The 22,579-nt window shown below is 65.9% G+C and carries 18 protein-coding genes, 1 tRNA gene and 2 pseudogenes; 18 read left to right on the top strand and 3 right to left on the bottom strand.

Annotated elements, in window-relative coordinates:
• The first annotated feature begins 20 nt into the window (after positions 1 to 20).
• The 7 genes from HV701_RS16470 (at position 21) to HV701_RS16500 (ending at position 10,228) form a co-directional block, all read left to right on the top strand.
• Positions 21 to 563, top strand: coding sequence for a phosphoribosyltransferase (locus tag HV701_RS16470; RefSeq protein ID WP_006387865.1), 543 nt, complete (start codon positions 21 to 23; stop codon positions 561 to 563).
• Between the two features lie 457 nt (positions 564 to 1,020).
• A complete protein-coding gene (rpsU, locus tag HV701_RS16475; RefSeq protein WP_006218592.1) occupies positions 1,021 to 1,233 on the top strand; it encodes a 30S ribosomal protein S21 in 213 nt (70 codons plus the stop codon).
• A 19-nt stretch (positions 1,234 to 1,252) separates the two neighbouring features.
• Positions 1,253 to 3,313: a DNA primase gene (gene dnaG / locus HV701_RS16480; protein WP_175134113.1), complete on the top strand. Its 2,061-nt coding sequence runs from the start codon at positions 1,253 to 1,255 to the stop codon at positions 3,311 to 3,313.
• Positions 3,314 to 4,047: 734 nt separating this feature from the next.
• Entirely contained in the window at positions 4,048 to 6,315 is a 2,268-nt protein-coding gene (rpoD, locus tag HV701_RS16485; RefSeq protein ID WP_175134114.1) for an RNA polymerase sigma factor RpoD, read from the top strand.
• Between the two features lie 7 nt (positions 6,316 to 6,322).
• Positions 6,323 to 6,401 (top strand) — tRNA-Ile (locus HV701_RS16490).
• A gap of 715 nt (positions 6,402 to 7,116) precedes the next feature.
• On the top strand, positions 7,117 to 8,724 hold the full coding sequence (locus HV701_RS16495) for an EAL domain-containing protein (RefSeq protein WP_175134115.1): 1,608 nt from the start codon (positions 7,117 to 7,119) through the stop codon (positions 8,722 to 8,724).
• Positions 8,725 to 9,085: 361 nt separating this feature from the next.
• On the top strand, positions 9,086 to 10,228 hold the full coding sequence (locus HV701_RS16500; protein WP_175134116.1) for a glycosyltransferase family 4 protein: 1,143 nt from the start codon (positions 9,086 to 9,088) through the stop codon (positions 10,226 to 10,228).
• 85 nt (positions 10,229 to 10,313) lie between these two features.
• On the opposite strand, the gene HV701_RS16505 is transcribed toward HV701_RS16500, so the two are convergent.
• Positions 10,314 to 11,234, bottom strand: a complete 921-nt coding sequence (locus tag HV701_RS16505) for a glycosyltransferase family 9 protein (RefSeq protein WP_175134117.1) — start codon at positions 11,232 to 11,234, stop codon at positions 10,314 to 10,316.
• A 126-nt stretch (positions 11,235 to 11,360) separates the two neighbouring features.
• The gene (locus HV701_RS16510; RefSeq protein WP_175134118.1) at positions 11,361 to 12,539 is read right to left on the bottom strand and encodes an acyltransferase family protein; all 1,179 of its coding nucleotides are present in this window, start codon (positions 12,537 to 12,539) and stop codon (positions 11,361 to 11,363) included.
• A gap of 460 nt (positions 12,540 to 12,999) precedes the next feature.
• Here HV701_RS16510 and HV701_RS16515 point away from each other — a divergent pair, with 460 nt between their 5' ends.
• The 11 genes and pseudogenes from HV701_RS16515 to HV701_RS27035 form a co-directional block, all read left to right on the top strand.
• Positions 13,000 to 13,230 carry a hypothetical protein gene (locus HV701_RS16515; RefSeq protein WP_175134119.1) on the top strand — a complete coding sequence of 77 codons (231 nt, stop codon included), beginning with the start codon at positions 13,000 to 13,002 and terminating at the stop codon, positions 13,228 to 13,230.
• On the top strand, positions 13,227 to 14,570 hold the full coding sequence (locus tag HV701_RS16520; RefSeq protein WP_175134120.1) for a hypothetical protein: 1,344 nt from the start codon (positions 13,227 to 13,229) through the stop codon (positions 14,568 to 14,570). The genes HV701_RS16515 and HV701_RS16520 overlap by 4 nt, the downstream gene beginning before the upstream one ends.
• A 32-nt stretch (positions 14,571 to 14,602) precedes the next feature.
• The gene (locus HV701_RS16525) at positions 14,603 to 15,154 is read left to right on the top strand and encodes a TadE/TadG family type IV pilus assembly protein (protein ID WP_175134121.1); all 552 of its coding nucleotides are present in this window, start codon (positions 14,603 to 14,605) and stop codon (positions 15,152 to 15,154) included.
• A gap of 143 nt (positions 15,155 to 15,297) precedes the next feature.
• Positions 15,298 to 15,909, top strand: coding sequence for a hypothetical protein (locus HV701_RS16530; RefSeq protein WP_254595185.1), 612 nt, complete (start codon positions 15,298 to 15,300; stop codon positions 15,907 to 15,909).
• Positions 15,906 to 16,733, top strand: coding sequence for a Flp pilus assembly protein CpaB (gene cpaB, locus HV701_RS16535; RefSeq protein WP_254595186.1), 828 nt, complete (start codon positions 15,906 to 15,908; stop codon positions 16,731 to 16,733). The genes HV701_RS16530 and cpaB overlap by 4 nt, the downstream gene beginning before the upstream one ends.
• Positions 16,734 to 16,816: 83 nt before the next feature.
• Positions 16,817 to 16,942 (top strand): annotated as a pseudogene (locus HV701_RS26770) (pilus assembly protein N-terminal domain-containing protein); the annotation flags it as partial.
• Positions 16,943 to 17,408: 466 nt separating this feature from the next.
• The gene (locus tag HV701_RS26775; RefSeq protein WP_254595190.1) at positions 17,409 to 18,092 is read left to right on the top strand and encodes a type II and III secretion system protein family protein; all 684 of its coding nucleotides are present in this window, start codon (positions 17,409 to 17,411) and stop codon (positions 18,090 to 18,092) included.
• 4 nt (positions 18,093 to 18,096) lie between these two features.
• On the top strand, positions 18,097 to 19,743 hold the full coding sequence (locus HV701_RS16545) for a TadA family conjugal transfer-associated ATPase (RefSeq protein WP_175134122.1): 1,647 nt from the start codon (positions 18,097 to 18,099) through the stop codon (positions 19,741 to 19,743).
• Positions 19,740 to 20,585 carry a type II secretion system F family protein gene (locus HV701_RS16550; RefSeq protein ID WP_175134123.1) on the top strand — a complete coding sequence of 282 codons (846 nt, stop codon included), beginning with the start codon at positions 19,740 to 19,742 and terminating at the stop codon, positions 20,583 to 20,585. Before HV701_RS16545 ends, HV701_RS16550 begins: the two co-directional genes overlap by 4 nt.
• A gap of 17 nt (positions 20,586 to 20,602) precedes the next feature.
• Positions 20,603 to 21,505 (top strand): type II secretion system F family protein, encoded by a 903-nt coding sequence (locus tag HV701_RS16555; protein WP_175134124.1) that lies wholly within the window; start codon positions 20,603 to 20,605, stop codon positions 21,503 to 21,505.
• A 119-nt stretch (positions 21,506 to 21,624) separates the two neighbouring features.
• Positions 21,625 to 21,735, top strand: a pseudogene (locus tag HV701_RS27035) (DUF192 domain-containing protein); the annotation flags it as partial.
• Between the two features lie 6 nt (positions 21,736 to 21,741).
• Here HV701_RS27035 and HV701_RS26780 read toward each other — a convergent pair.
• Complete coding sequence (locus tag HV701_RS26780) at positions 21,742 to 22,545, bottom strand: BPSS1780 family membrane protein (protein ID WP_236756911.1); 804 nt, start codon at positions 22,543 to 22,545, stop codon at positions 21,742 to 21,744.
• Positions 22,546 to 22,579: the final 34 nt, after the last annotated feature.

Raw genomic sequence — 22,579 nt, forward strand, 5'->3', positions numbered from 1 at the left:
TACGCAGGAGATCCTTGCCTATGAGCGCGCCAACCAGTGACGATAGCCATCTGTGGGTGACGTGGGACGACTACAACCGCTTGATCGAGCGCCTGGCTTTGCAGGTGCATCAGTCCGGTTGGGAGTTCGACAAGATTCTGTGCCTGGCGCGTGGCGGCATGCGCGTCGGCGACGTCATGTCCCGCATTTTCGATGTGCCGTTGGGCATTCTGGCGACCAGCAGCTACCGCGAGGCCGCCGGCACCAAGCAGGGCGACATGGATATTGCGCAGTTCATCACCATCACGCGCGGCACGCTGTCCGGGCGGGTGTTGCTGGTGGACGACATGGTCGATACCGGCAAGACCTTCATGAAGGTGTATGACCACCTCAAGAGCCAGTTCGCCGACATCACCGAACTGCGCAGCGCCGTGCTGTGGTGGAAGGGGCATTCCCAGGCGCAGCCCGACTATTACGTCGACAAGCTGCCGACCAACCCCTGGATCCACCAACCCTTCGAAGACTACGACAGCCTGCGTCCGCACCAGTTGGAAGCATGGATCCGCAAGGGATCCAAGGGCTGAAGTCATTGGGGACGGGTTGTCCGGCGGGCCAGGCCGTCCATGCGCGGCCTGGCCGGAACGTATGCAGGTGTTGTTCCGGACGGTCCCATTCGGTAGTCAAAATGGCCATGACCATGCTAGAATCGCTGGTTATCGCTAAACCGAACTTGGCTTGTTACTCTCTGGGTAGTCTACGGGTAACGGAAACAGCCAGCCGAATTTAGCGCTGCAAGGCTCTTGGCGTTGGCGCCTGGAAGCGGAAAACGAGGGATAAGCAATCAGTTGCCCGGGTGTGCCCCGGGCTAGGGTGCGCGGATCCCTTGGCCCGGATGGGCATGCCCGATTACTATATTCGCGTATGCATGGTCTGCGGCCTGGGCTGACAGGCGGTTCGCCGTCGGGAACCCCGTGGCGTTGCTGGTAAGCAAGCCAGGTTTGTCATCAACTTTTGTTACCCTACAAGCAGGCCAATCACTTTATGCCTATCGTTCGACTGAAGGAAAACGAACCGTTTGAAGCCGCTCTGCGTCGCTTCAAGCGCACTATCGAAAAGACCGGTTTGCTCACCGAGCTGCGTTCGCGCGAGTTCTATGAGAAGCCCACGGCCGAGCGCAAGCGCAAGCACGCCGCCGCCGTGAAGCGTCACTACAAGCGCATCCGTAGCCAGCAACTGCCCCCGCGCCTGTATTGATTTTTGATTCCCGAATCTATTGATTCCAGAATCATTCATCCAGGAACTACTCGCCCGGGTCGACGTCGTCGATGTAGTCGGGCGGTACGTGCAGTTGCGAAAGGGTGGGGCCAACTTGCTTGGCCTGTGTCCCTTTCATAACGAAAAAAGTCCGTCGTTCACTGTCAGCCCCACCAAGCAGTTCTATCACTGCTTCGGTTGCGGAGCGCATGGCAGCGCCATCACTTTCCTGATGGAACACACGGGCGCCAGTTTCCCCGAAGCCGTGCGCACGCTCGCGGCTTCGGCGGGAATGACGGTCCCCGAAGAAAATCGCAGTCCCCGCCAGCAGCAGGAAACCGCGCGCCGCAAGGCCGAGGAGTCCCGCCATACGCAGGTGCTGGACGCCGCCCAGGCCCATTATCTGAAGCAGTTGCGCGCGTCGCCGGCGGCGATCCGCTACCTGAAGCAGCGCGGTCTGACCGGCGAGATCGCGGCGCATTTCGGCTTGGGCTGGTCCGGCACGGACCGGCACGGCCTGTCGCAGGTTTTTCCCAATTATGAAGATCCCACCCTGGTGGAATCGGGTCTGGTCATCGAGTCGGAGGACGGGCGCCGCTATGACCGCTTCCGCGAGCGGATCATGTTCCCGATCCGCAATGCGCGTGGCAGCCTGATCGGCTTTGGCGGCCGCATCATCGGCAAGGGCGAACCCAAGTACCTGAATTCGCCGGAAACCCCGTTGTTTTCCAAGGGCCAGGAGTTGTATGGCCTGTGGGAAGCCCGCCAGGCGATCCGCCAGGAAGGCCAGGTCATCGTGGTCGAAGGCTACATGGACGTGGTGGGGTTGGCGCAGCAGGGCATCGCCAACGCCGTGGCGACGCTGGGTACCGCGACCACGCCAGACCACGTCAAGAAGCTGCTGCGCGCCAGCGACAAGGTCATCTTCAGTTTTGACGGCGACGGCGCCGGTCGCCGCGCCGCATGGCGTGCGCTGCAGGCATGCCTGCCGGTGCTGCGCGACGATATCGCCATCCGCTTCCTGTTCCTGCCGACCGAGCACGATCCGGATTCGTACGTGCGCGAGCTTGGCGCCGAGGCCTTCCGTGCCTGCCTGGGCGAGGCGGTGGCACTGTCGCGCTTCCTGTTGGACGAGCTGGCCTCGCGCCACAACATGGACGAGGCCGAGGGACGCGCCAGCTGCCTGCACGAGGCCAAGCCGCTGCTGGCCACCATTCCCGAATGCGCGCTGCGCGTGCAGATCGAACGCGAAATGGCCAAGCTGGTGCAACTGACGCCGGAAGAGATGGCCCTGGTCCTGGCGCAGCAGCCGGCCAAGCCGTTTGGCGCGCCCGCCAGGCCGGCGCTCGCGGAAACTGGCGGCGCTGCCGCGGTGCCGCAAGACGGCGGTCCGCCGGAGGCCGGTTACGATTTCAGCGGTCACGATTTTCACGACATCCCGGCCGAGGACGGCGAATACGCCGACTATGGCCAATTTGGCGCGCCGACGGGCGAGCAGGCTAGCGGCTGGAGCGCCGGCGGCGGCCAGCAGGGCTGGAAAGGGAAGGCGGATTGGAAGGGCAAGGGCGACTGGAAGGGCAAGAGCGACTGGAAGGGCGGCAAGGGCAACTGGAAGGGCCGGCGTGACGACATTGGCGGCTTCGAAGGGCGCCGCACCATGCCATCGCTGGCCAAGCGCCTGTTGGGCTTGCTGCTGGCGCATCCGGAACTGGTGGACTCGATGGGAGACCAGCAGCTTGAAGTCATCGATAACGGCCCCCATCTAGGATTGGTACGGGACCTGATCATGCTGGCCCAATCCAGTGGTGCGCGTCATGTGGGAGCCCTGTTGGAGGCGGCTGAGCCGGATTCGGACTTGGCGACGGTGCTCAAGGGCTTGCGGGCCGATATCCTGTCCCAGGAAGATCTGCCGGATCCGCAGACGGAATGGGATGATGCCCTGCGCCGTATCGAGTTCGATTCCGCCAAGGTGGAAATGGCCCGATTGGCGGCGGCAGGCCTGGCCTCCGAGGAGGCGCGGAAGCGCTACCTGGAGCTGTCCAGCCGTATGCAAGTGCTCAAGGGTGCCGGGATACGCTAAATGCGGTAAAATCAAGGGTTTTCCGCCGTGAAAGGTCGATGTCTCACCGGAGGTTGGTGAATTGGGGGTGCCCTGACGAGAAGCCGGGCGCAGGGAAGAACCTAAGGCAAAAACCCAAGGCAGAAACCCAAGGCAAAAACCCAAGGCGGAAATTAAGGGCGTAATCCTTTTTACGGCGTACGGAATCTATTTTCGTTGCGGGAATCTAATTGTTTTAGGGTTTGACGGACGGATCGGTTGAAGTTTTTGCCGGGTTGGAGACGGGGTCCCTGGTGGGAACCTGCGGGGTGCGAAGCCACCCTGGGTACCAGCGAAAAAAAGCGGATCTGTGCGTCAAACTTGTTACATAGTTAATTAATATAGCTGAGCGGTGAATCACGCAGTCCGGCGGCGGTTGTTCTCGCGTCGCGTCGGAGGCTCGGGTGCTGTGTCTATCTAGCTGCCAAGGGCAAGGCCCGACAGGCAAGCAACGCCTATTTATAGGCAGGCAGCCCCCCCTCGACGCCCGAGACCCGCCGCGGGATGAGGCCATGTACGTCAGGCGTTCGCCCGGTATTGCACCGGAAGGGCGCCAGGCGGGCTCGCGAGAGCTGGTGCTGCGACCAACGCAGCCGCAGGGTTTCCGCCGATTCACCTGATTTACCCGTATGGACGCCGCGCCGGGCCCGTTGCCCGGTGGTGATGTCATGCGGTGCAACATGCCCGAACGGGTTGCGACGACCACGGAAGCGACTATGACCAAATCCACCGGCAAATCCTCCTCTGCAATTGACGCCACCGACACTCCGGCCGCCAAGGCCAAGCGCGTCGTGAGCATGGCGGCGGAAAAAGCGCCCGCCAAGACGGCGGTGAAGGTCGCCAAGCCTGCCGCCAAGACTGCCGCCAAGAAGGCGGCCACCAAGACGGCGGTAGCCGACAAGCCCGAGAAGGTGACGAAGGCTCGCGCCAAGAAGGCCGAGGACAAGCTGGCCGACCTGGTCGGCAGCGCGCGTCCGGCCCCCAGCGGCCGTCGCCCGGGGCGCCCGGCCAAGAATGCCAACAACGATTCCGATGGTTTCGACGACACCATGGACGGCGAAGGCGAAGTCCTGCCGGACCTGAAGCCGCCCAAGCGCGGTGGCAAGCGCGGCAAGGCGGATCCCAAGGATCTGATCGCCCGCGGTCCCGTCTCGGCCGAGGAATACGAAGCGCGTCGCAACCGCCTCAAGCAGCTGATCAAGCTGGGCAAGGACCGCGGCTACCTGACCTACGGCGAAATCAACGACCATCTGCCTGACGATCTGGTCGACGCCGAAGCCATCGACGGCATCATCAGCACCTTCAGCGACATGGGTATCGCGGTCTATGACCAGGCCCCCGACGCCGAAACGCTGCTGATGAGCGAAAACGCGCCGGTGGCCTCCAACGACGACGACGTCGAGGACGAAGCCGAAGCTGCGCTGACCACCGTGGATTCCGACTTCGGTCGCACCACCGATCCCGTGCGGATGTACATGCGCGAAATGGGCTCGGTGGAGCTGCTCACGCGCGAAGGCGAAATCGAAATCGCCAAGCGCATCGAAGACGGTCTGAAGCACATGGTCATGGCCATCTCCGCCTGCCCGACCACCATCAACGAAATCCTCGCCCACGTCATGCGCGTGCGTGAAGGCCAGGCGCAGATCGACGAAGTGGTCGACGGCCTGGTCGATCCGGAAGACGGCGAAGAGTACGCTGGTGCCGGTGTCACCGCCGACGAGGATGAAGGCGATGACGGCCCCGCCGGCGGCATGTCCAGCAAGCAGCTGGAAGACCTGCGTGTTAAGGCGCTGGCCAAGTTCGACGAGGTCGGCAAGCAGTTCGACAAGATGCGCCTGTCTTACGAGAAGGACGGCTACAAGTCGGACATCTACGTGCGCGCGCAAGAGGCGATCCAGAACGAGCTGATGGGCATTCGCTTCACCGCCAAGATGGTCGAGAAGCTGGCCGATACGCTGCGCAGCCAAGTGGAAGAAGTGCGCCAGCTCGAACGCGCGGTCCTGCACACGTGTGTGGACCGTGCCGGCATGCCGCGCACGCATTTCATCAAGGTGTTCCCGGGCAACGAAACCAACCTGCAGTGGGTCGTCGACGAGGTGGCCGCAGGCCATCCGTACGCCGAAACGCTGGAGCGCCAGATCCCCGCCGTGCAGGAACTGCAGCAGAAGCTGATCGACCTGCAGACCCGCGTGGTGTTGCCGCTCAAGGACCTGAAGGACGTCAACAAGCGCATGGCCACGGGCGAAGCCAAGGCTCGCAAGGCCAAGCGTGAAATGACCGAGGCCAACCTGCGTCTGGTGATCTCGATCGCCAAGAAGTACACGAACCGCGGCCTGCAGTTCCTGGACCTGATCCAGGAAGGCAACATCGGCCTGATGAAGGCCGTGGACAAGTTCGAATACCGCCGTGGCTACAAGTTCTCGACCTACGCGACGTGGTGGATCCGCCAGGCTATCACCCGTTCCATCGCCGACCAGGCGCGCACTATCCGTATCCCGGTTCACATGATCGAAACGATCAACAAGATGAACCGGATCAGCCGCCAGATCCTGCAGGAAACCGGCGCCGAGCCGGATCCCGCGACCCTGGCGCAGAAGATGGACATGCCCGAGGACAAGATCCGCAAGATCCTGAAGATCGCCAAGGAGCCGATCTCCATGGAAACGCCGATCGGTGATGATGACGATTCGCACCTGGGCGATTTCATCGAGGACACCTCGACGCTGGCGCCGTCCGACGCCGCACTGCATGGTTCCATGCGCGACGTCGTCAAGGAAGTGCTAGACTCTTTGACCCCGCGGGAAGCCAAGGTGCTGCGCATGCGTTTCGGTATCGAAATGAGCACCGACCAGACCCTGGAAGAAGTGGGCAAGCAATTCGACGTCACGCGTGAGCGCATCCGCCAAATAGAGGCTAAAGCGCTGCGCAAGCTGCGTCACCCGAGCCGGGCCGACAAGCTGAAGAGCTTCCTGGAAGGGCAGTAAGTTTCCTGGGCCTCTAGCTCATGCCTGGTTAGAGCAGCGGACTCATAATCCGTTGGTGCCGAGTTCGACTCTCGGGGGGCCTACCAAAGAAACATGCGGGCCTCGGAGCAATCCGAGGCCCGTTCTGTTGTCGGCGGAGTTTGAATGAATTCGTCGCATTCGAAGCGTGACAGGACGTCGGCTTCGCGAAGCGCGTCGATCATCCGCCAGGCTGCGATCTTGCGTACTTGTTCGGCCGCTCTTGTGGCCATAGGTGTCGTCGCCGGACTTGAAATGATCCGGATCGATCGCCGGTATCGGCGTTGCCGCCGCGTCCCGGTGCGATGGCAGACTCGCTCAATGGGGGATGGATAGCGGATCTGCCGCGTGCCCCCGATATGCCGCCCGGCGGTCCATGGCGGTGATCGCCAGGTCCCCGCCGATCACCCGGCATAGGGAGCGCCACAACTCGGAGTGCCGTGATCCGACCGGTGCGCCGGCCGCCACGGCCCAGGCCGGCCGCGGCACTGAGGCAGGCCTCGCGTCACTTCAAGCCTCCGATAGCGTGGTCCGGATGGCGGCCGATGCAAAGGCGTGCTGTGCAGGGTGCGTTGTCGGTCCAGCAATGCATCGCCATGCCGCGCAGTTCGAGATCGCGTTCCGCGACCCGGGGCGGGCTGTGATTACAGCGGTTTCGGGTGAGGGGCTTCGTTGAATTGGAATGCGCGAAGATCCGCTCTCTAGGTACGGGGTTTGATTTTCGTTGATAATGATCCGAAAGCTTGCGGTCATAGTCAAACACTTGATAGAGGTGTTGGTCGCGTGGGAAAAGCTGTCACAACGCTGGTGTTCGCTGCCGGCCTGCTGTTCGCGGCGACGGCACCGATCTATTTCGGGCTGGAGTTGCTCACGCATTTTGCTGTCGAAAAGGCCAAGGTCCAGGCGCGGGGATTGTCCGAGGCGCTGCTGACGCGCGCCGACAGCGTGACGCGGCAGCTGGAGGGGGTGAGTAGATCATTGGGGGGGCTCAGCGGCACGCTGCCCTGCGCCTCGTACATACAGTCCGAAATGGGACGCCTGGTGCTGCAGTCGCCGCTGCTGCGGGCGATCGCCTACACCGACGGCAGCCGGATTCTCTGCTCATCGCTGGGGCGCAGCCTGGACGGCACCGATCTGGGCACGCCTGACTTCGTCTCGCTGCAGGACATACGTGTCTGGCAGGAAGTGGTGCTGCCGGCCGCGCCGAATCTGCGCTATATCGCGCTATCGCGCAACGGCTACACCATCTTCCTGAACCGCGGCGACCTGGTCAGTTCGGCGATCCTGCTTGAACCCTCGGCGACGCTGGGCTTGTTCTACCCCGGCAACACGAACCGTTTCTTCGGGGTCGGCTACGTGCAGCCTGAATGGCTGCAGGAAGCCGCCACCCGCCGCGCCGCCGTGGTGGAGATGTCAGGCACGGTGGTCGCGCTGTCGCCGTCGCGCACGTTCCAGCACGTGGCGCTGGTGGCGATTCCGCGCGACGCGTACCTGCACAACCTGACCGCGATGCGCTGGGTGGTGGGCGTGGCCGGTGCCATGGCGGGCCTGATGCTGTGTGGCTTGATTGTCTGGCGGCAGCGCCGCGTGCAGGACTTGCCGCATCTGCTGCGCAAGGCGATCAGGAAGCGCGAGTTCTATCTCGCCTATCAGCCCATCGTCGATATTCACACCGGAAAGTGGATCGGCGCGGAAGCGCTGTTGCGCTGGGAGCGTCCGTTCGGCGCGGAGCCCATCGGGCCGGATGTCTTCATCCCGGAGGCGGAAAAGCTTGGCCTGTCGGAAGACATCGCGGCGCAGGTGTTCGAATTGGCGGCGCGGGACATTCCCGAGATCGCCGCTCGGGTGCGTGGCTTCTATGTCTCCTTGAATATCTCCGCGAACGAAGTGCGGTCCGGCTCGGGGCGCAGTCTGGTGCAGCGGCTATTGCAGGCCACCGGCATGCCGCCGGAGTCGCTGCTTATCGAGTTGACCGAACGTGGCCTGCTGGAGGCGAATGCGCGGGAGACGATCAACGCCATACGCGGATTGGGCGTGAGGGTGGCGATCGACGATTTTGGAACCGGCTATTCCAGCCTGGCGTATCTGGGATCGTTTCCGGTGGATTATCTGAAACTCGACAAGGTGTTTACCCAAGGCATGGTCGAGCAGGGCCCCAAGCGCACGGTGGCGATCCAGATCATCGACCTGGCGAGATCGCTTAATTTCGACGTCATCGCCGAAGGCGCGGAAACCGCCGAACAGGTGCAGGCGATTTCCGAGCATGGCGTGTCCAAGGTGCAGGGTTGGTACTTCGAGCGTGCATTGCCACTGAATGAACTGCTGGATGCGCTGCTGGACAGGGGAGGGCGGACCCTCAGGAGCGGAGCGATGGCTGAATCACAGCTGTGAACGAAGCTGGCGGCCAGCGGTTGAGTGTTTCTTGTGCGCAAAAGACCTGCATGTTTTAAGCCGTTGCTTCCCGGACTGTAATGGTGACCATGGGGCAAGAGGCGTAGGCGCGAACGCCTCGAAGATAAGAATTAGAAAGTTACAAATTTTGCATATAACTTAACAATAGTTAAAAGCTCCGCTTAATTTGTCCCTATTTACGAGTCTATATTCCTGACTCGTAGCTAAATTTCACAAAATAAATATTTCAGTTGGTTTCGCCGTTGCGCGGGCCACGGCGTATCAAGGACGGCTCCTGTACGGGTGCCGAGGCCGATCGCTGCGTGCCCGGCGTGGCCGTGCCGCGCCCTGTTTTCATCCCATGCAAATTCTGCACACGCTGTCCGGCCCGAACCTGGGCGGGTTGGAGTTCCGCGTCCTGGACCAGGCGCGCTGGCTTCGAGAGCAAGGCCACGCCGTGGCGATTGCCGCACCACCGCAAAGCGAAACCTTCAAACTGGCGCGCGATTGGGGGTTGACGGCCATCGGCATGGACTTCAACGCTCCGTATTCGTGGTCCGGCGCGCTGCGCTTGCGGCAGCTCGTGAAGGACCTGCGCATCCAGGTCATCGATGCGCACGGCACCCCAGATGCGAAGGCCAGCGCGCTATGCCGCGATCTCTGCTCGCTGGTGCGCACGTGGCACTTTTCCCGGCCTTTGCGTACGTCCTGGCGCCGCCGGCTGGAATGGCGCCTGGGCTGCCATCGTGTCATCACGACTAGCGAGGGCGGGGCGCAGAACATTGTCACGGCGGGTTTTGCGGCGGAGCGCCGTATCAGTGTCGTTGGCGAGTGGGCCGACCAAGGCTTTTTCGTGGGGACGGACAAGCTCGCGTTGCGGTCCGCCGCGCGCCAGACGCTGGGCATCGATCCGGCGGCATTCGTGGTGGCGACTGTCGGTATGCTGCGCCCCGATAAGCGCCAGGAAGATCTGCTGCGCGTGGTGAGTGTCCTGCGCCAGCGCGGCTTGCCGGCGCGTGCGCTATTGGTCGGGGCGCCGACGCGCGCGACGCTCTCGTATGGCCAGCGCCTGCGTGAGCTGGTGGCCGAATTGGGCATTGGCGAACATGTGACATTCGCCGGGCATCGCGAAGACACCGCCGCTATCATCCATGCCGCCGATGCGGTGCTGGTACCGTCGATCAACGAGGCTTGGTCGCGCGTGGTGCCTGAAGCGTATGCGGCCCGGTGTCCAGTGGTGGCCAGCGCGGTCGGCGGGTTGCCCGAGATCGTGCATCCTGGTGTGACGGGCTGGTTGGCGGCGGCGGGCGACGTGGCGGGATTCGCGGACCATTTGTGCCGCATCTGGCGGCATCCTGAGGAGGCGGCGCGGATCGCGGACCAGGCCCGGCGCTTTGCCGACCGCCATCTGCTGCTGTCGCAAAAGATGGCGGAGACGCTGGGCGCCTACGAGGCAGCGATCGATCGGGCCCGCTCGGCCAGAAAGGTGGAAGTGACCGCTTGAGCGACCGCCTGGCGGGCGGTCGCGGCGAGAGGGGGTGTCGGATTCCAGTTTGCCGCGCAGGGGAGCGCGCCAAGTGCCGGGTGGTTCAATGGCGACGCCGGCGCACCATGCGGCCAAAGCAGCGCATCACCGCTGCCACCGTCGTGGCCTCGCGCCAGTATTTGCGGCGCAGTCCACGCAGTGGCAGCCACCATGGCTTGACTATGATGTTGTCGGCCCAGGCCGGTCGCCAGCGCGGCATGTTGCGGGGACGGTCGACGATGGTGACGGTCGACAGCCCACAGCGCGAGGCCAGGTGGCCGATGCCGGAATCGGTACCGATGAACCAGCCGGATTCGTAGACCTCGGCGGCGACGCCATCTATCGTGGGGGCTTCGATCAGGCCAGCGCGGGCCTGTTCCAGGAGCGGCAACCAGAATGCGCGCTCGGAGGGAGCCAGCACGAAGGTCGGCTCGTAGCCCATGGCGCGCAGGCGGCGCGCAACGATGACATATTTGCCGGGCGTCCAGCAACGTTCGGCCTCGCTTGACGTGGGATGCAGGATGACGCGCTTGTCGTGGCGTCGCGCCTGCAGACCCGCGGGCGCCCGCAAGCCATTCTCATGCTGCCATTCGGTCAGGCCGAAGGCATCGAGCGCGAAGCGGCGGAATTCGTCCAGGATGCCATTGGGCGAGAGGTGCCTGCGCGGCGCAGCGCGGATCTTGCCCCATTCCTTGGTGCTCAGGAAGCGCCGGCAGACGCGGGTGAGTCCGTCAAACGGGCTGTCCGGGTCCATTTGCACAATGGTGTCGTATCCGGCCAGGCCGGTGATATCCGCCGGCAAGGGCTGGATGTCGAAGTCCGGAAACCACTTGCGCAAGGCATGCCCATGCACGCCATAAACGGAAAGATCATGGCCGGCCTTGCGCAGGTTGTTGGCGAGCGTCATTTGATATAGCGTATCGCCCAGCCGGTTGGACAGCACCAGCGCCAGCTTGCCGGTCGCGATGGAATGAGCGTTGCTCACGTTCTAGTTATCCTCGTAGCTTTTGCTGCGGAGGATAACCGATCCTATGGTTCTTTTCGGCGGTGTCCCCTGGACAGGCCGTCAGCGGCGCGCGCGGGACCGGCTGGCTCCGGCCAGGGCAGGCCGCTAGCGGGTCGTCCGCGGTCCGATGTGGTTCAACCAGCGGCGCATGGGGGATGAGAACCAGCGCGCCACCAGTCCCCCCAATACCGCCGACAGCAGGATGGCCAGCACGCCCGCGGCGGTCAAGGCGCCTGCGCGCCACCAGGTTGCGACCACGCCGCCGGAACTGCGGCACGATGCGGCGGCCAGCAACCAGACCGGAAACATGTGCGTCAGGGAGATCTCATAGCTATTGCGGCCGGCCCATCGCAAAGGCGCCAGCAGGGCGGGGCGGGCGGAGTGGGGGCGCAGGCTCCAGCCGAGCAGCAGGCAGGCAACGCCGATTTCCAACGCCGTGATATGCAGGCCCAAGGCGGTCAGCCCCAGCGTGGCGGTGGCCTGGCGCAGGAAAAACACCAGCACGAACAACACCGTGCCGATCAGCAACAGCGTGCGGTGGTGACTCATGTGCGATGCAGGCCGCGCGGCATACAGCGCCGCCAGGCAGCCGATGGCGATACCGCCCATGCCGGACAGATAGCCGTGGAGGGCCCGGATCTCGTCGTCACCGGAGAGGGCGCGCACGAACGGCCCGAGCATCATGACTAGCAGCAATGTCAGCGCCAGCGCGTGCCTGCTGACCTGTCGCGACAGCAGGCAGAGCAGCGGAAAGGCCAGATAAAACGCCTGTTCGAGCGACACTGACCACAGCAGGTTCCAGGTCGGCGGCAGGTGGCCTACGTTTGCGTCAAGTCCATTCAAGCGGAATGCCAGCGCGTCGGCCGCCGCCTGGCCAGGACTTGCATCGCTGATGATGAAATCCGGCAATCCGGCTTGGTGCAGGCCAAGCAGCAGCGACACCAGCAGCAGGCAGGGATAGAGTCGGGCGCCGCGGCGCCACAGAAAGCCAGTGCACGGGATGGTCTCGAGGCGGCCCCAGCGTTGGATGGACGTGCGCGTGATGAGAAAGCCCGAGATCACGAAGAAGATGATGGCGCCGTAGTAACCGCTGTGAAAAAGGAGGTTGAAGAGGGGCGCGGGCAATATCTTGCCGAGCAGGCTCTGTTCCTGGGGGATATGGATCTGCATATGCCGCAGCACCACGCAGAGGATTGCGGCGCCTCGCAAGGCATCGATGGCGGGGTGGCGGGCGAAGCCCTGCGCGGGGCGCGTGGCCCGCGGCGGTGGGGCTTGGACAAGCATCGGTCGGTCCTGGTACAGAAAGACGCAATGCTAGCCACGGTGCTGTGAGGGGATTGGGCGACTGTGTATAGATTTTGTAATGCCGCCGGGGTCGGCCTGATCCGAAAAATGGAAGAGCGCCCCAGCTCGAGATGAGTCTGGGGCGCTCCTGCCCGGCTTCGCACGCGATGGGTGTCAGACAGCCCGGCAAGCCCAATCTACTGCCGCTCTTCTGCGCGGGCAATAGGGAAAACCCGATAAAAATTAGGGGGTTACAACAATTCCCGGGTTCCTGTCCGCAGCGGGTTTGCGATGGGGCGCGATCAGGCGGTGTTGCGTTGCCAGGCAGATGTGACACCTATATCCACCTCGGCATCCGCGAATGGTGGCGCCTTGCCGTAGCGCCGACACTGAGTCCTCGATTCATCGCGTGGGGAGAGTGGCTGTGTCGGATTACCGGAAGCGTCAGGCCGGACAGGGCATGACGGAATACATCGTGGTGGTGGCGCTGGTGGCGGTGGCCGCGATTGCCGTCTATCAATATCTTGGGCAGGTCGTGCGGGCACAGACTGCCGCCATGGCCCGCGAATTGGCGGGCGAGGACGGCAGTGCGCAGTCGCGAGCCGCGCAGGCCGCAGTGCGCAAGGCCGCCGGGCAGGCCGGTGTACGGACGCTCAAGTCCTACACCGGCAACGCGGTGGCGGCGCCATGAAACGGCACATTGCCGGGCCATTGCGGCGTACCGGCCAGCACGGCCAGGTGCTGGTGCCGGGGCTGCTGTTGCTGGGAGGGCTGGCCGCCGTGCTGGTCATGCAGTACGGCGTGGGGCGCACGGTCGAGTCGCGCACGCGCCTGATCCACGCGACGGATGCGGCGGCTTTCAGCGGCGCGCTGGAACAGGCCCGCCAGCTCAATTTCCTGGCCTACGCCAACCGCGCGCAGGTAGCCCATCAGATCGCAATGGCGCATCTGGTGACGTTGGGCGCATCCATGGCGTTTGCCGATACGTTGGCCGGCCAGCATCGGCGCAACAATCCACCTGAACACCTGCTTGCCGCGCTTTTCGGCCGAGAGGTGGCACAGGCCTATCGCGCGGCGCGCAACGATCCGCAAGCGCAGGCCGGTTTGGCGCGGGCTTATGCCGAACACGATCGCGTCGTGCACGAAGTGTTGGCGGCAGGATCGGCCGCCGCCGTGGCTGGGTTACCCGCGGCGCGCGCGCGCCGGGTGCGGGAGGTGCTGCGAGACAATCTCGGGGCCGGCGATTCCCCGGTATTCCACCTGTCGCAAGATGACTGGCCGGGATATGTACGGCGGCGTGCCGCGACACCCGGTCGCGGCCTGTGGTCGGCGGTCGAGCAGGCGGCGGGCCGCTACGATTTCCTCGGCCGGCGCGACGCAACACGGAGCAAGGCCCTGCCAAACGGCACGCGGTGCCCGCAAGCGCCTCATGCCTTGCGGTGGCGTGGCTCGACCTGGCTGGGCGCGGACGGACGTTGGGGCGCGCTGGACACGCAGTCGTTCCATTCCTCGCGCCAGAATCGCTGGGCGGGTTGCTATTACCGCGAATACAGCATGGCTTGGGGCGCCGTGCTCGGGCCCAATGCCGAGGCGCCATCCGAAGTGGAATATACGGCGGCCCCTCCCGCCGACTTCACCGAGTTGGACTTCTGGCGCTGGGTACGGCAGTCGACCACATGGGACTTGCGCGCCGGCACAGGTACCCCGCTGGCCAATTCCTATGCCATGGCTGGGGCCCGGCGTTGGCCCGGCCGGGGCTTGCCGGACGACTACGAGGTGGCGAAGGACGCCGCGCCGCTGCGCTTCACGCTGGCGGTGCGCCTGGAGCGGCAGGTCACGATGCAAGCGCGGGGCACGGATGAGCGCGTCGTGCCGGGCTCCCGCCTGGACGAGCACCCGGCGATCGTGGCCAGCAGCACCGCCGAGACCTACTTTTCGCGGCCCTCGGCGCATCCCGATGGCGCCGTTGAACTGGCGACCCTGTTCCGGCCATATTGGCAGGCGCGGCTGTCGGCCGAGGGGGCGCGATGAGGCGTCACGCCTACGGGCAACGCGGACAGGCCATGGTCGAGGCGTTGCTCATGTTGCCGGTGCTGGTCCTGGTCTTCCTGGGAGTCGCCTGGATGGGCAAGGCCCAGTACACCGCACTCGCGCTGATGCAGGCCAGCCGCCAGACCGCGATGTCGGTCGCCTTGGGACTCCCTGTGGCGCCGGCGGAAGGCATCCGCATCCAGCAGGCCGCCGACATTGGCGACGACGGGTGGCGGGCCGGATGGTGGGGCGGGGATGCACGCAGGGTTTGGGCCACATCCCAAGCGCGGGTGGGCGGGACGGCCGTCTGGGGCGGCTTCCAACTTGCGCGTCGTGTCGGCGTCGCCGCCGGCGCGGGCAATGCCCGCGACGATGAGGATGCGCAACGCCGTATCGGCCTGTCCACAACGGGTTGGGGGCGGGTGGCGGCGGGCTCGGCGTCTCTGGCGCAGATGCTTGCGCCAGTGGTCGAGGCCGTGGATAGGCCCTGGCGCCGGCCTTCGCCGTCCTGGGACTGGTTGTCGGCCTGGGGGGATGTGCTGCCTGCCGACAACCGCGTGAACGACAGGAGGACATCCCCATGAAGGCGCTGTCAGGCGGGCGGCTCGGTCGCGCACGTCATGCCGGACCCGGCGGACGTGCGGGTGCGTGGGGCGTCATCGTTGGATTGATTGTAGTGGTTTGCATGGCGCCGAATGCGACGGGCATGGCGGCAGGGGGGGCGCCGATGGCATTCGTGTCCCCGCAGGAGACGACTCCGGCGGCGTTGCGGTTCCCGACGGGTTCGCGGGTCGAGCCTCTGGCCGATCGGCTTTGGTTGCACGGGCTGCCGTTGCAGGCCGTGGTGTTCGATGCGCCAGTCGATGTGCCGGCATTGATCCGGACCCTGTCGCGCCAGCAGCCCGCATTCCGCGATCTCCTGATCCTGCCTGGGTTGGCGATCCTGTCCGGCCGTGCCGGCGACGCGATCTGGGTGGCGTTGCTGGCCAGCCCTTCGGCCGGTCGCAGTGTGGGCAGCGTGTCGTCGCTGCGGGCGTGGGCGCAGTCGCCGGATGCGCCCACGCCGTCCTGGCTGCCGCCCGCCGCGCGCCTGAAGCTGGATGTCGGCGTGCTGGATGGCGGCACCACGGTTCGCGAGAGCGTCTGGCAACATCCGATGGCCCCGGCGCGGTTGGAGGCGATCTTGCGCCAGCGTTTGCTGCGCCAGGGGTGGCGCTTCGATGAGGATGGGGGCGCCGGCGCCTGGCAGTCGTGGCGACGCCGGGGCGAGCGCTTGCAGTGGATGATGATGCCGCTGGATGCCGGCAGCGGCCTCTGGGTCCGGTGGTGGAAACCATGATGCGCGTCGTCTTGCTGGGTTTGCGCAAACTTGCCGTCCCGCTGCTGGCACTGGCCGCCGGCCTCGTCGCGGCCTGGGCGGTTCGGGAGCATGTGCGGCAGCGGGTCGAGCACCTGGAAGCCGCGGCGCGTACACCGCAGGTCAGTCGCCTGGTGGCGGCGCGGGATCTGCCGGCTGGGACGGTGCTGGAGGCATCGCAATTGGCGGTACGCGAGGTACCGGCGGCTTGGGCACCCGCAGCCAGTCTCGATCCGCGGGCGATCGATAGTGTCCTGGGTACCCGACTGGGCGCCGATCTGGCAAGTGGCGAGTTGCTGCTCAGGGCCTGCCTGGGTGCGGCCGATCGCGCGTCGTCACCGTCGCTGGCCGCGCGGATCAAGCCGGGACAGCGCGCTTTCGTAGTGGAGGCGGCCGATCTCGGCGGCCTGGCAGGCATGCTGCGGGAGGGTGATGCCATTGATGTCTACGTGTCGCTGCCGGCCCGGGGGCGCGAGGGCACCTTCCCCGTGCTGCAAGGCGTGCGTGTCCTGGCCGCTGGCGAGGGCCCGACGGGTTCCGCCCAGGTCACGCTGGCGGCAGGCCCGGACGACGCCCTGCGCTACCTTTCGGCCCGCCAGGCAGGAACCCTGACGGCTTTGCTGCGCAACCGCGACGATTCCTCGACGATCAGCGCGGCGCCCGACGCCGGTCTCTTGGCGCGCGCCAGACCGGCGCAGGCACCCCCGCGCGGCGCGGGCGTGGAGATCCTCTACGGCGATCGACCTGGCGAACCTGCTGACATCTACGCCACCCCCTCGGTGGTACCTGAACCGGAGTATCCATGAACATCGGATTCGGCGCGGTGATTTCCGCGATTTGCCTGGGCCTGACAACTTTCCCGGCGTGGCCGGCAGCCGAGGCTCTCGATATGCAGGTCGGCGAGAGCCGTGTGCTCACGCAGCCGGGTGTCACGCGCGTGGCCATCGGCAACAGCCAGGTGTTGAGTGCGATGGCCACCGATGACCATGACGTGGTGGTCTCCGCGCTGGCCGAGGGGCAGTCCTCGATGCATGTGTGGGCAGATTCCGGCGTCATGCACTACGACGTCAGGGTGGTGGCGGCGGGCGCGCCGCGCCTGCGCGCCGAGGTCGAGTCCTTGCTGACGCGTATCCCCGGCGCGCGTAGCGCCATGGTCGGAGGGCGCATCGTCATCGAGGGCGACGACCTCTCCGACGATGACCGGGCCCGCGTGGCGGCACTGGCGCAGCGCTATCCCGAGGTTGTGGATTTCACTGGGCAGGTGGGTTGGGACAACATGGTCTTGCTGGACGTGCAGGTGGTGGAGATTCCCAGCTCGCGCCTGCGCGAATTCGGAGTGCGCTGGGATGGCGTGACACAAGGCGGGCTGAACGCCGCGCTGGCGTGGGATGCCGGGGCGCGGGGCAGGATGGCGCGGCCCGGCGATCAGGTGGTCGAGACAGCCGCGCCGGTGTCGTCGGCAGCGGGCTATTTTGGGGTGAATGCCCTCTTGTCCGCCCGCATTGCCGCGCTGGCACAGCGCGGCGAGGCCGTCATGCTGGCCCAACCGCAGTTGCTGGCGCGCAGCGGTGCCAGCGCGACTTTCCTGGCGGGGGGGCGAGGTGCCGTATGTCTCGACCGATTCGCGCGGCAACCCAACGACCTTGTTCAAGCCTTATGGGGTGTCGTTGCGGATCACGCCGCGCATAGACCGCAACGGCGTCATCCGCTCGCTGATCGAAGTGGAGGCCAGTTCCGTCGACATGGCCTTGACGGCTGCCGGCGGTCCGGCCCTGCGCACACGCCGCGCATCGACGGAGTTCAATGTGCGCTCCGGCGATACGCTGGTCATTGGCGGCTTTCTGTCGCGGGAACGCTCCGATGACATCAGCGGCCTGCCCGGGCTGAAGGACATTCCGATTCTTGGGGCGTTGTTTTCGTCGCATCGCTATCAGTTGCGTGAAACCGAATTGGCGATCTTCGTCACGCCCCGGATCGTGTCGCGCAACGAACCGGCCATGGCAGATCAGGTGCGTCGGGGGCGCGCCCTGGTCGATGCCGCGTTTTCACATCCGTCACGGCTGGCAACGGCTCCCGTCGCGACGGCGGGCTGGAGCGTCCGTGGCGGGGAAGGGTCGCAGTGGTCGCACGCTGTCCAGGATTCCTCTTCCACCAACCAGGAGTAATACCATGCTGGAAATCGAAATGACCTTCGAGGATCGCGCGCGGCGCAAGGTCAGCGTGGCGGCGCCGGTGCTGATCGGCCGCGGCACGCATTGCGACCTGCGCATCGCCAATTGGCGGGTAGGCCGCCAGCATGCGCGGTTGCTGCGCGAGGCGGCCGCCATCGTGCTCGAGGACCTGGGCGCCCTGGGGGGCACGTTCGTCAACGGCCTGCGCGTGACGCGCCATGCACCGGTGCAGCCCGGAGACGAGATCCTCATTGGTCCGTGCCGCCTGCGCGTGCGTGCGATGCATCCGGACGCGCCTGGCAGCGCCGCCGCCGGCCAGGCCATGCCCGGGGCTCCCGAGTCCCAGGCGGACGCGCCAGCGTCGCCGTTGCCCAGCCTGGACCTGCGCCGTCGCCTGCATGCCGCGTTGCTGGCGGCGCTCGATCTGCGCCGCCGCGATGTGGCCGGCATGAGCGACGCCGCCTTGCGCGCGGAAGCCGATCGCCTGCTGACGCGGATACTGGCCGACGACGTGGGGCTGCCGGCGGGCACGGACCATGCGTCGTTATGCCGCGAAGTCCTGGATGAAGCCGTGGGGCTGGGGCCGCTGGAGCCATTGCTGGCGGCGCCCGATGTTACCGAGGTCATGGTCAACCGGCACGACGAGATCTACGTCGAGCGTCATGGGCGTCTCTGGCGCCATGCCGCCGCGTTCACCAGCGAGCAATCCGTGCGCCGCGTCATCGAGCGCATCGTGACCCCGCTGGGGCGCCGCATCGATGAGAGTTCGCCGATGGTGGATGCGCGGTTACCGGACGGGTCGCGCGTGCACGCCGTCATTCCTCCTGTTGCGCTCAGGGGCGCGAGCCTGACGATCCGCAGGTTTCCCGCGCGCCGTCCCGCCATGGCCGATCTGGTGGCGGCGGGCACGCTCAGCGCGCCGATGGCGCAGTTTCTGGCGTGCTGCGTTCGGCAGCGCAAGAACGTGGTGGTTTCAGGAGGGACCGGAGCGGGCAAGACCACGCTGTTGAATGTGCTGTCCCAGGAGATCCCCGAGGGCGAGCGTGTGGTGACGGTCGAGGATGCGGCGGAGCTGCGGCTCGACCACGCACACCTGGTGGCCCTGGAAGCGCGCCCTCCCAACCAGGAAGGTCGCGGCCGCATCGATATCCGCGAGCTGGTGCGCAATGCCTTGCGCATGCGGCCGGACCGGATCGTGGTCGGTGAATGCCGTGGGGCGGAAGCTTTTGACATGCTGACCGCCATGAATACCGGTCATGAAGGCTCGCTGACCACGCTTCACGCCAATTCCCCGCGCGATGCCCTGGCGCGGCTGGAGTCGATGGTGCTGATGGCGGGGCTCGACCTGCCGCTGGCCGCCGTGCGCGAGCACATCGCGGCCAGCGTCGACATCGTCGTGCAGCAGGCGCGGTTGTCCGACGGGCGGCGAGTAGTGGCATCGGTGGCCGAAGTCACCGGCGTGGAGAGCGGCCGTATCCAGATGCAGGAACTGTTCCGGTACGAACGCGCGGGTGGTTTTTCGGCTTGCGGCATCTTGCCCTCCTTTGCGCAGGCATGGCAGGAAGCCGAGGTGGACCTGGACGTGGCCTGGTTCGGCACGGACCGGGCTGCGTCCGGCGCGGCCTACCGGGCAACGCTGCCATGACCTGGCTGGCTGCAGCGGGGGCGATGGTGTGCGTCATGCTTCTGGCGTGGTGGTCGCAGCGCTGGTTGAGGCCAGGGCTGCGACGCTACCGTGAACGCTACACCCAGGAGGTGCGCGGCCGGCTTGACGAGCTGTTCCTGTTTGTCGACCCGACTCGGCTGTGGGTGGGGGCGGTGGCTCTGGCGAGTCTGGCGGCGGCCACGGCCTTCATGCTCACCTCCAGCGGCGCCGGCGCCTTGCTGGCGGGCGCGGCGGCGTGGCGTGCGCCGCGTCTGCTGGCGGCGGCGCTATGGCGCCGCCGCGTGCGGCGCTTCGAGCAGCAACTGCCCATGGCGTTGCTGATGCTGGCCTCGGCGCTGCGCGCCGGCGTTGCCTTGATGCCCGCCCTGCGCCGGGTCGTGGACCAGGGCGGAGGACCCTTGGCGCAGGAATTCGGCCTGATGCTGCGCGAGCAAAGGCTGGGCGTGCCTTGGGACGAGGCATTGGAACATCTGAACATGCGCATGCCGGCGGAATCGACCCTCCTGGTTGTGGCGGCCATGCGTATCGCGGCGCGTACCGGCGGCAATCTGGCCGAAGCGCTCGACAGCATTGCCCACACCCTGCAGGCCCGGCTGCGCCTGCAGGGCCGGGTACGGGCGTTGACCTCGCAGGGGCGCCTGCAGGCATGGATCATGGGGGCTCTGCCGCTGTTATTGCTGGCGGTGCTGGACTGGCTCGAACCTGACGCCATGGCACCCCTGTGGCATACGCCGCAAGGGTGGGCGGTGCTGGCGTTGGTGGCCACGCTGGAAGTCCTGGGGCTCTGGCTGATCCGGCGCATCGTCCAGGTCGATGTCTGATGCGTGGAGCGGAAGGTATGTGGCTGTATCTGGCGATGATGGGCGCAGCCTGGGGCGCGGGCGGGATGGTGTGGCGGCTGTTGCGTATCCCGCTGCGCGCGGCGAGCAACCCGGACGGCACGCCAGGGTGGTGGCGGATCGTCATGGCTGGGTGCCTGCCTCTGTTGCGCTGGGGTGCTCCGCTTTGGCGTTACCTGGGCCAGGCGCGCCTGGCCGGCCTGATCGCCCAGGCCGGCTTGCCGACGGCGGTTCGTGCCGAACATGTCCTGGCCTTGGGCCTGCTGGCCGGATTGGCCGGAGCGGGGTTGGCGGGCGTGGGGATGCTGGCGGGCGAGGCCTGGAACGGTGCCCACGAGGGCCCATTCGGAGCCGTCGATTCCTCGCGCTGGCTACCATGGGCCATGGCGGGCGGGGCGCTGGCCAGCGTGCTGCCGGTACTGTGGTTGCGGGCGCGCGGGGCTGCGCGCCGCCGCCGGATCGAGCGCGGCCTGCCCTTTGTGCTGGACATGATGATCCTGTGCGTCGAGGCCGGGCTCAGCGTACCGGCGGCTCTGTTGGTGGCGGCCTCGAACGGTCCGGACGGGCCGCTGCGCGAGAGCCTGGCAGTCGCGCTGGCGCAGATGCGGGCGGGCGTGAGCAGGGCCGTGGCCCTGCGTGCCATGGCCGAGCGTTGCGGTAGCGCGCTGGTAGGCGATTGGGTCGCCGCCCTGGCTCAGGCGGACGCCCTGGGTATCAGCCTGGCGCCGGTATTGCGGGCGCAGGCGGTGCAGTGCCGCCGCGACCGCCAGCAGCGGGCCGAGCAATTGGCGCTGCAGGCGCCGGTCAAGCTGCTGCTGCCCCTGGTGGGCTGCATCTTTCCCTGCACCTTCATCGTGCTGGCGTTTCCCATCGCCATCCAGTTGCTGCGAGGTTCGGTGTGAGCCGCCAAGCGCCCCTGCCGCGCGGAAGGCTGCGGCTGCTGTGGGTCAGGGGCTGGGTGGGGCGGATGCGGGGGCTGCTGGGCCGGCGACCGCCCGGGGATCGGTCGGGAATCCTGTTGATGCCATGCCGGGCGGTGCACACGTTTGGCATGCGGTATGCGATCGACGTGGCGTTCGTGTCGCGGCAAGGGCGCGTGCTGAAGCTGTGCAGGGCGCTGCCGCCCCGCCGGATCGCGCTATGCCTGGGCGCCGTGGCCGTTGTCGAGGTTCGGGCTGGCACTGTTGATGCCGAACACGGAGGTATAGGACGGATAGAAGCTGCAATAGAACACGCCCGCCGCCGCGACCGTGAACGGGACCTGCAATATGTTGGCGAACCCAGGCGGCAGCCCGATGGCGATGAGCAATCCCGAGCACAAGTCCAGAAACAAGGCGATCAGGACCCAGGTGGCGACATAGACCAGGAAAGCCCATTTGTTACGCCAGCAGGCGATACCGGAGAAGAACAGTGCCTGGGTCAGGCGCAGTCCGTGCCAGGCCACCAATACTGGCGCATACCAGAACAAGGCCGCTATCACGACGTAGATGATGGTGAAAATGATGAGCGGCGCGCGGAGCGCCATCAGGATGGGCTCCATGCTGTTTTCGATGGAGGCTATGCGCATGCCCTCGGCGAACGCCGCCGAAAATGGTAGGAATGTCGCCAGGCCGGCGGTCAGGCTGACCGCGGCGTACAGCAGTCCCATCAGGAACAGCTTGCGGAACACGCCGGGCTGCTTGAGCGGTTTGGCCCACATCGATGGCAGCATGACGCGGTCAGCCTCAACGTGTTTGCAGGCAGCCAGGCTCATCAGCGTGATCGACGGCATCAGCGCGATGAACAGGATCGGCCCCACGATCTGCGCGGCGAATGCGAAGCCGACCAGAAGGCTGTTGACCAGCGCCCAGGTACACATGGCCAGGGGTTGCTTGCGGAACAGACGGAAGCCGTCTCGAACCCATTGCCAGCCGGAAGACGCGGGTAGGAATGCTGCTTGCATGGCTCTCTTGTGGGGATCTCTCAAAAAGGGACGC

The sequence above is a fragment of the Achromobacter pulmonis genome (assembly GCF_902859765.1).
In the GTDB taxonomy this organism is placed as follows: domain Bacteria; phylum Pseudomonadota; class Gammaproteobacteria; order Burkholderiales; family Burkholderiaceae_B; genus Achromobacter; species Achromobacter pulmonis.

What these genes read in the sequence shown, in the direction of transcription:
- HV701_RS16470 (WP_006387865.1), top strand. Translation starts at nt 21, where the DNA reads ATGAGCGCGCCAACCAGTGACGATAGCCATCTGTGGGTGACGTGGGAC.
- rpsU (WP_006218592.1), top strand. Translation starts at nt 1,021, where the DNA reads ATGCCTATCGTTCGACTGAAGGAAAACGAACCGTTTGAAGCCGCTCTG.
- rpoD (WP_175134114.1), top strand. Translation starts at nt 4,048, where the DNA reads ATGACCAAATCCACCGGCAAATCCTCCTCTGCAATTGACGCCACCGAC.
- HV701_RS16500 (WP_175134116.1), top strand. Translation starts at nt 9,086, where the DNA reads ATGCAAATTCTGCACACGCTGTCCGGCCCGAACCTGGGCGGGTTGGAG.
- HV701_RS16510 (WP_175134118.1), bottom strand. Translation starts at nt 12,539, where the DNA reads ATGCTTGTCCAAGCCCCACCGCCGCGGGCCACGCGCCCCGCGCAGGGC.
- HV701_RS16515 (WP_175134119.1), top strand. Translation starts at nt 13,000, where the DNA reads ATGACGGAATACATCGTGGTGGTGGCGCTGGTGGCGGTGGCCGCGATT.
- HV701_RS16520 (WP_175134120.1), top strand. Translation starts at nt 13,227, where the DNA reads ATGAAACGGCACATTGCCGGGCCATTGCGGCGTACCGGCCAGCACGGC.
- HV701_RS16525 (WP_175134121.1), top strand. Translation starts at nt 14,603, where the DNA reads ATGGTCGAGGCGTTGCTCATGTTGCCGGTGCTGGTCCTGGTCTTCCTG.
- HV701_RS16530 (WP_254595185.1), top strand. Translation starts at nt 15,298, where the DNA reads ATGGCATTCGTGTCCCCGCAGGAGACGACTCCGGCGGCGTTGCGGTTC.
- cpaB (WP_254595186.1), top strand. Translation starts at nt 15,906, where the DNA reads ATGATGCGCGTCGTCTTGCTGGGTTTGCGCAAACTTGCCGTCCCGCTG.
- HV701_RS26775 (WP_254595190.1), top strand. Translation starts at nt 17,409, where the DNA reads ATGCCCTCTTGTCCGCCCGCATTGCCGCGCTGGCACAGCGCGGCGAGG.
- HV701_RS16545 (WP_175134122.1), top strand. Translation starts at nt 18,097, where the DNA reads ATGCTGGAAATCGAAATGACCTTCGAGGATCGCGCGCGGCGCAAGGTC.
- HV701_RS16550 (WP_175134123.1), top strand. Translation starts at nt 19,740, where the DNA reads ATGACCTGGCTGGCTGCAGCGGGGGCGATGGTGTGCGTCATGCTTCTG.
- HV701_RS16555 (WP_175134124.1), top strand. Translation starts at nt 20,603, where the DNA reads ATGTGGCTGTATCTGGCGATGATGGGCGCAGCCTGGGGCGCGGGCGGG.
- HV701_RS26780 (WP_236756911.1), bottom strand. Translation starts at nt 22,545, where the DNA reads ATGCAAGCAGCATTCCTACCCGCGTCTTCCGGCTGGCAATGGGTTCGA.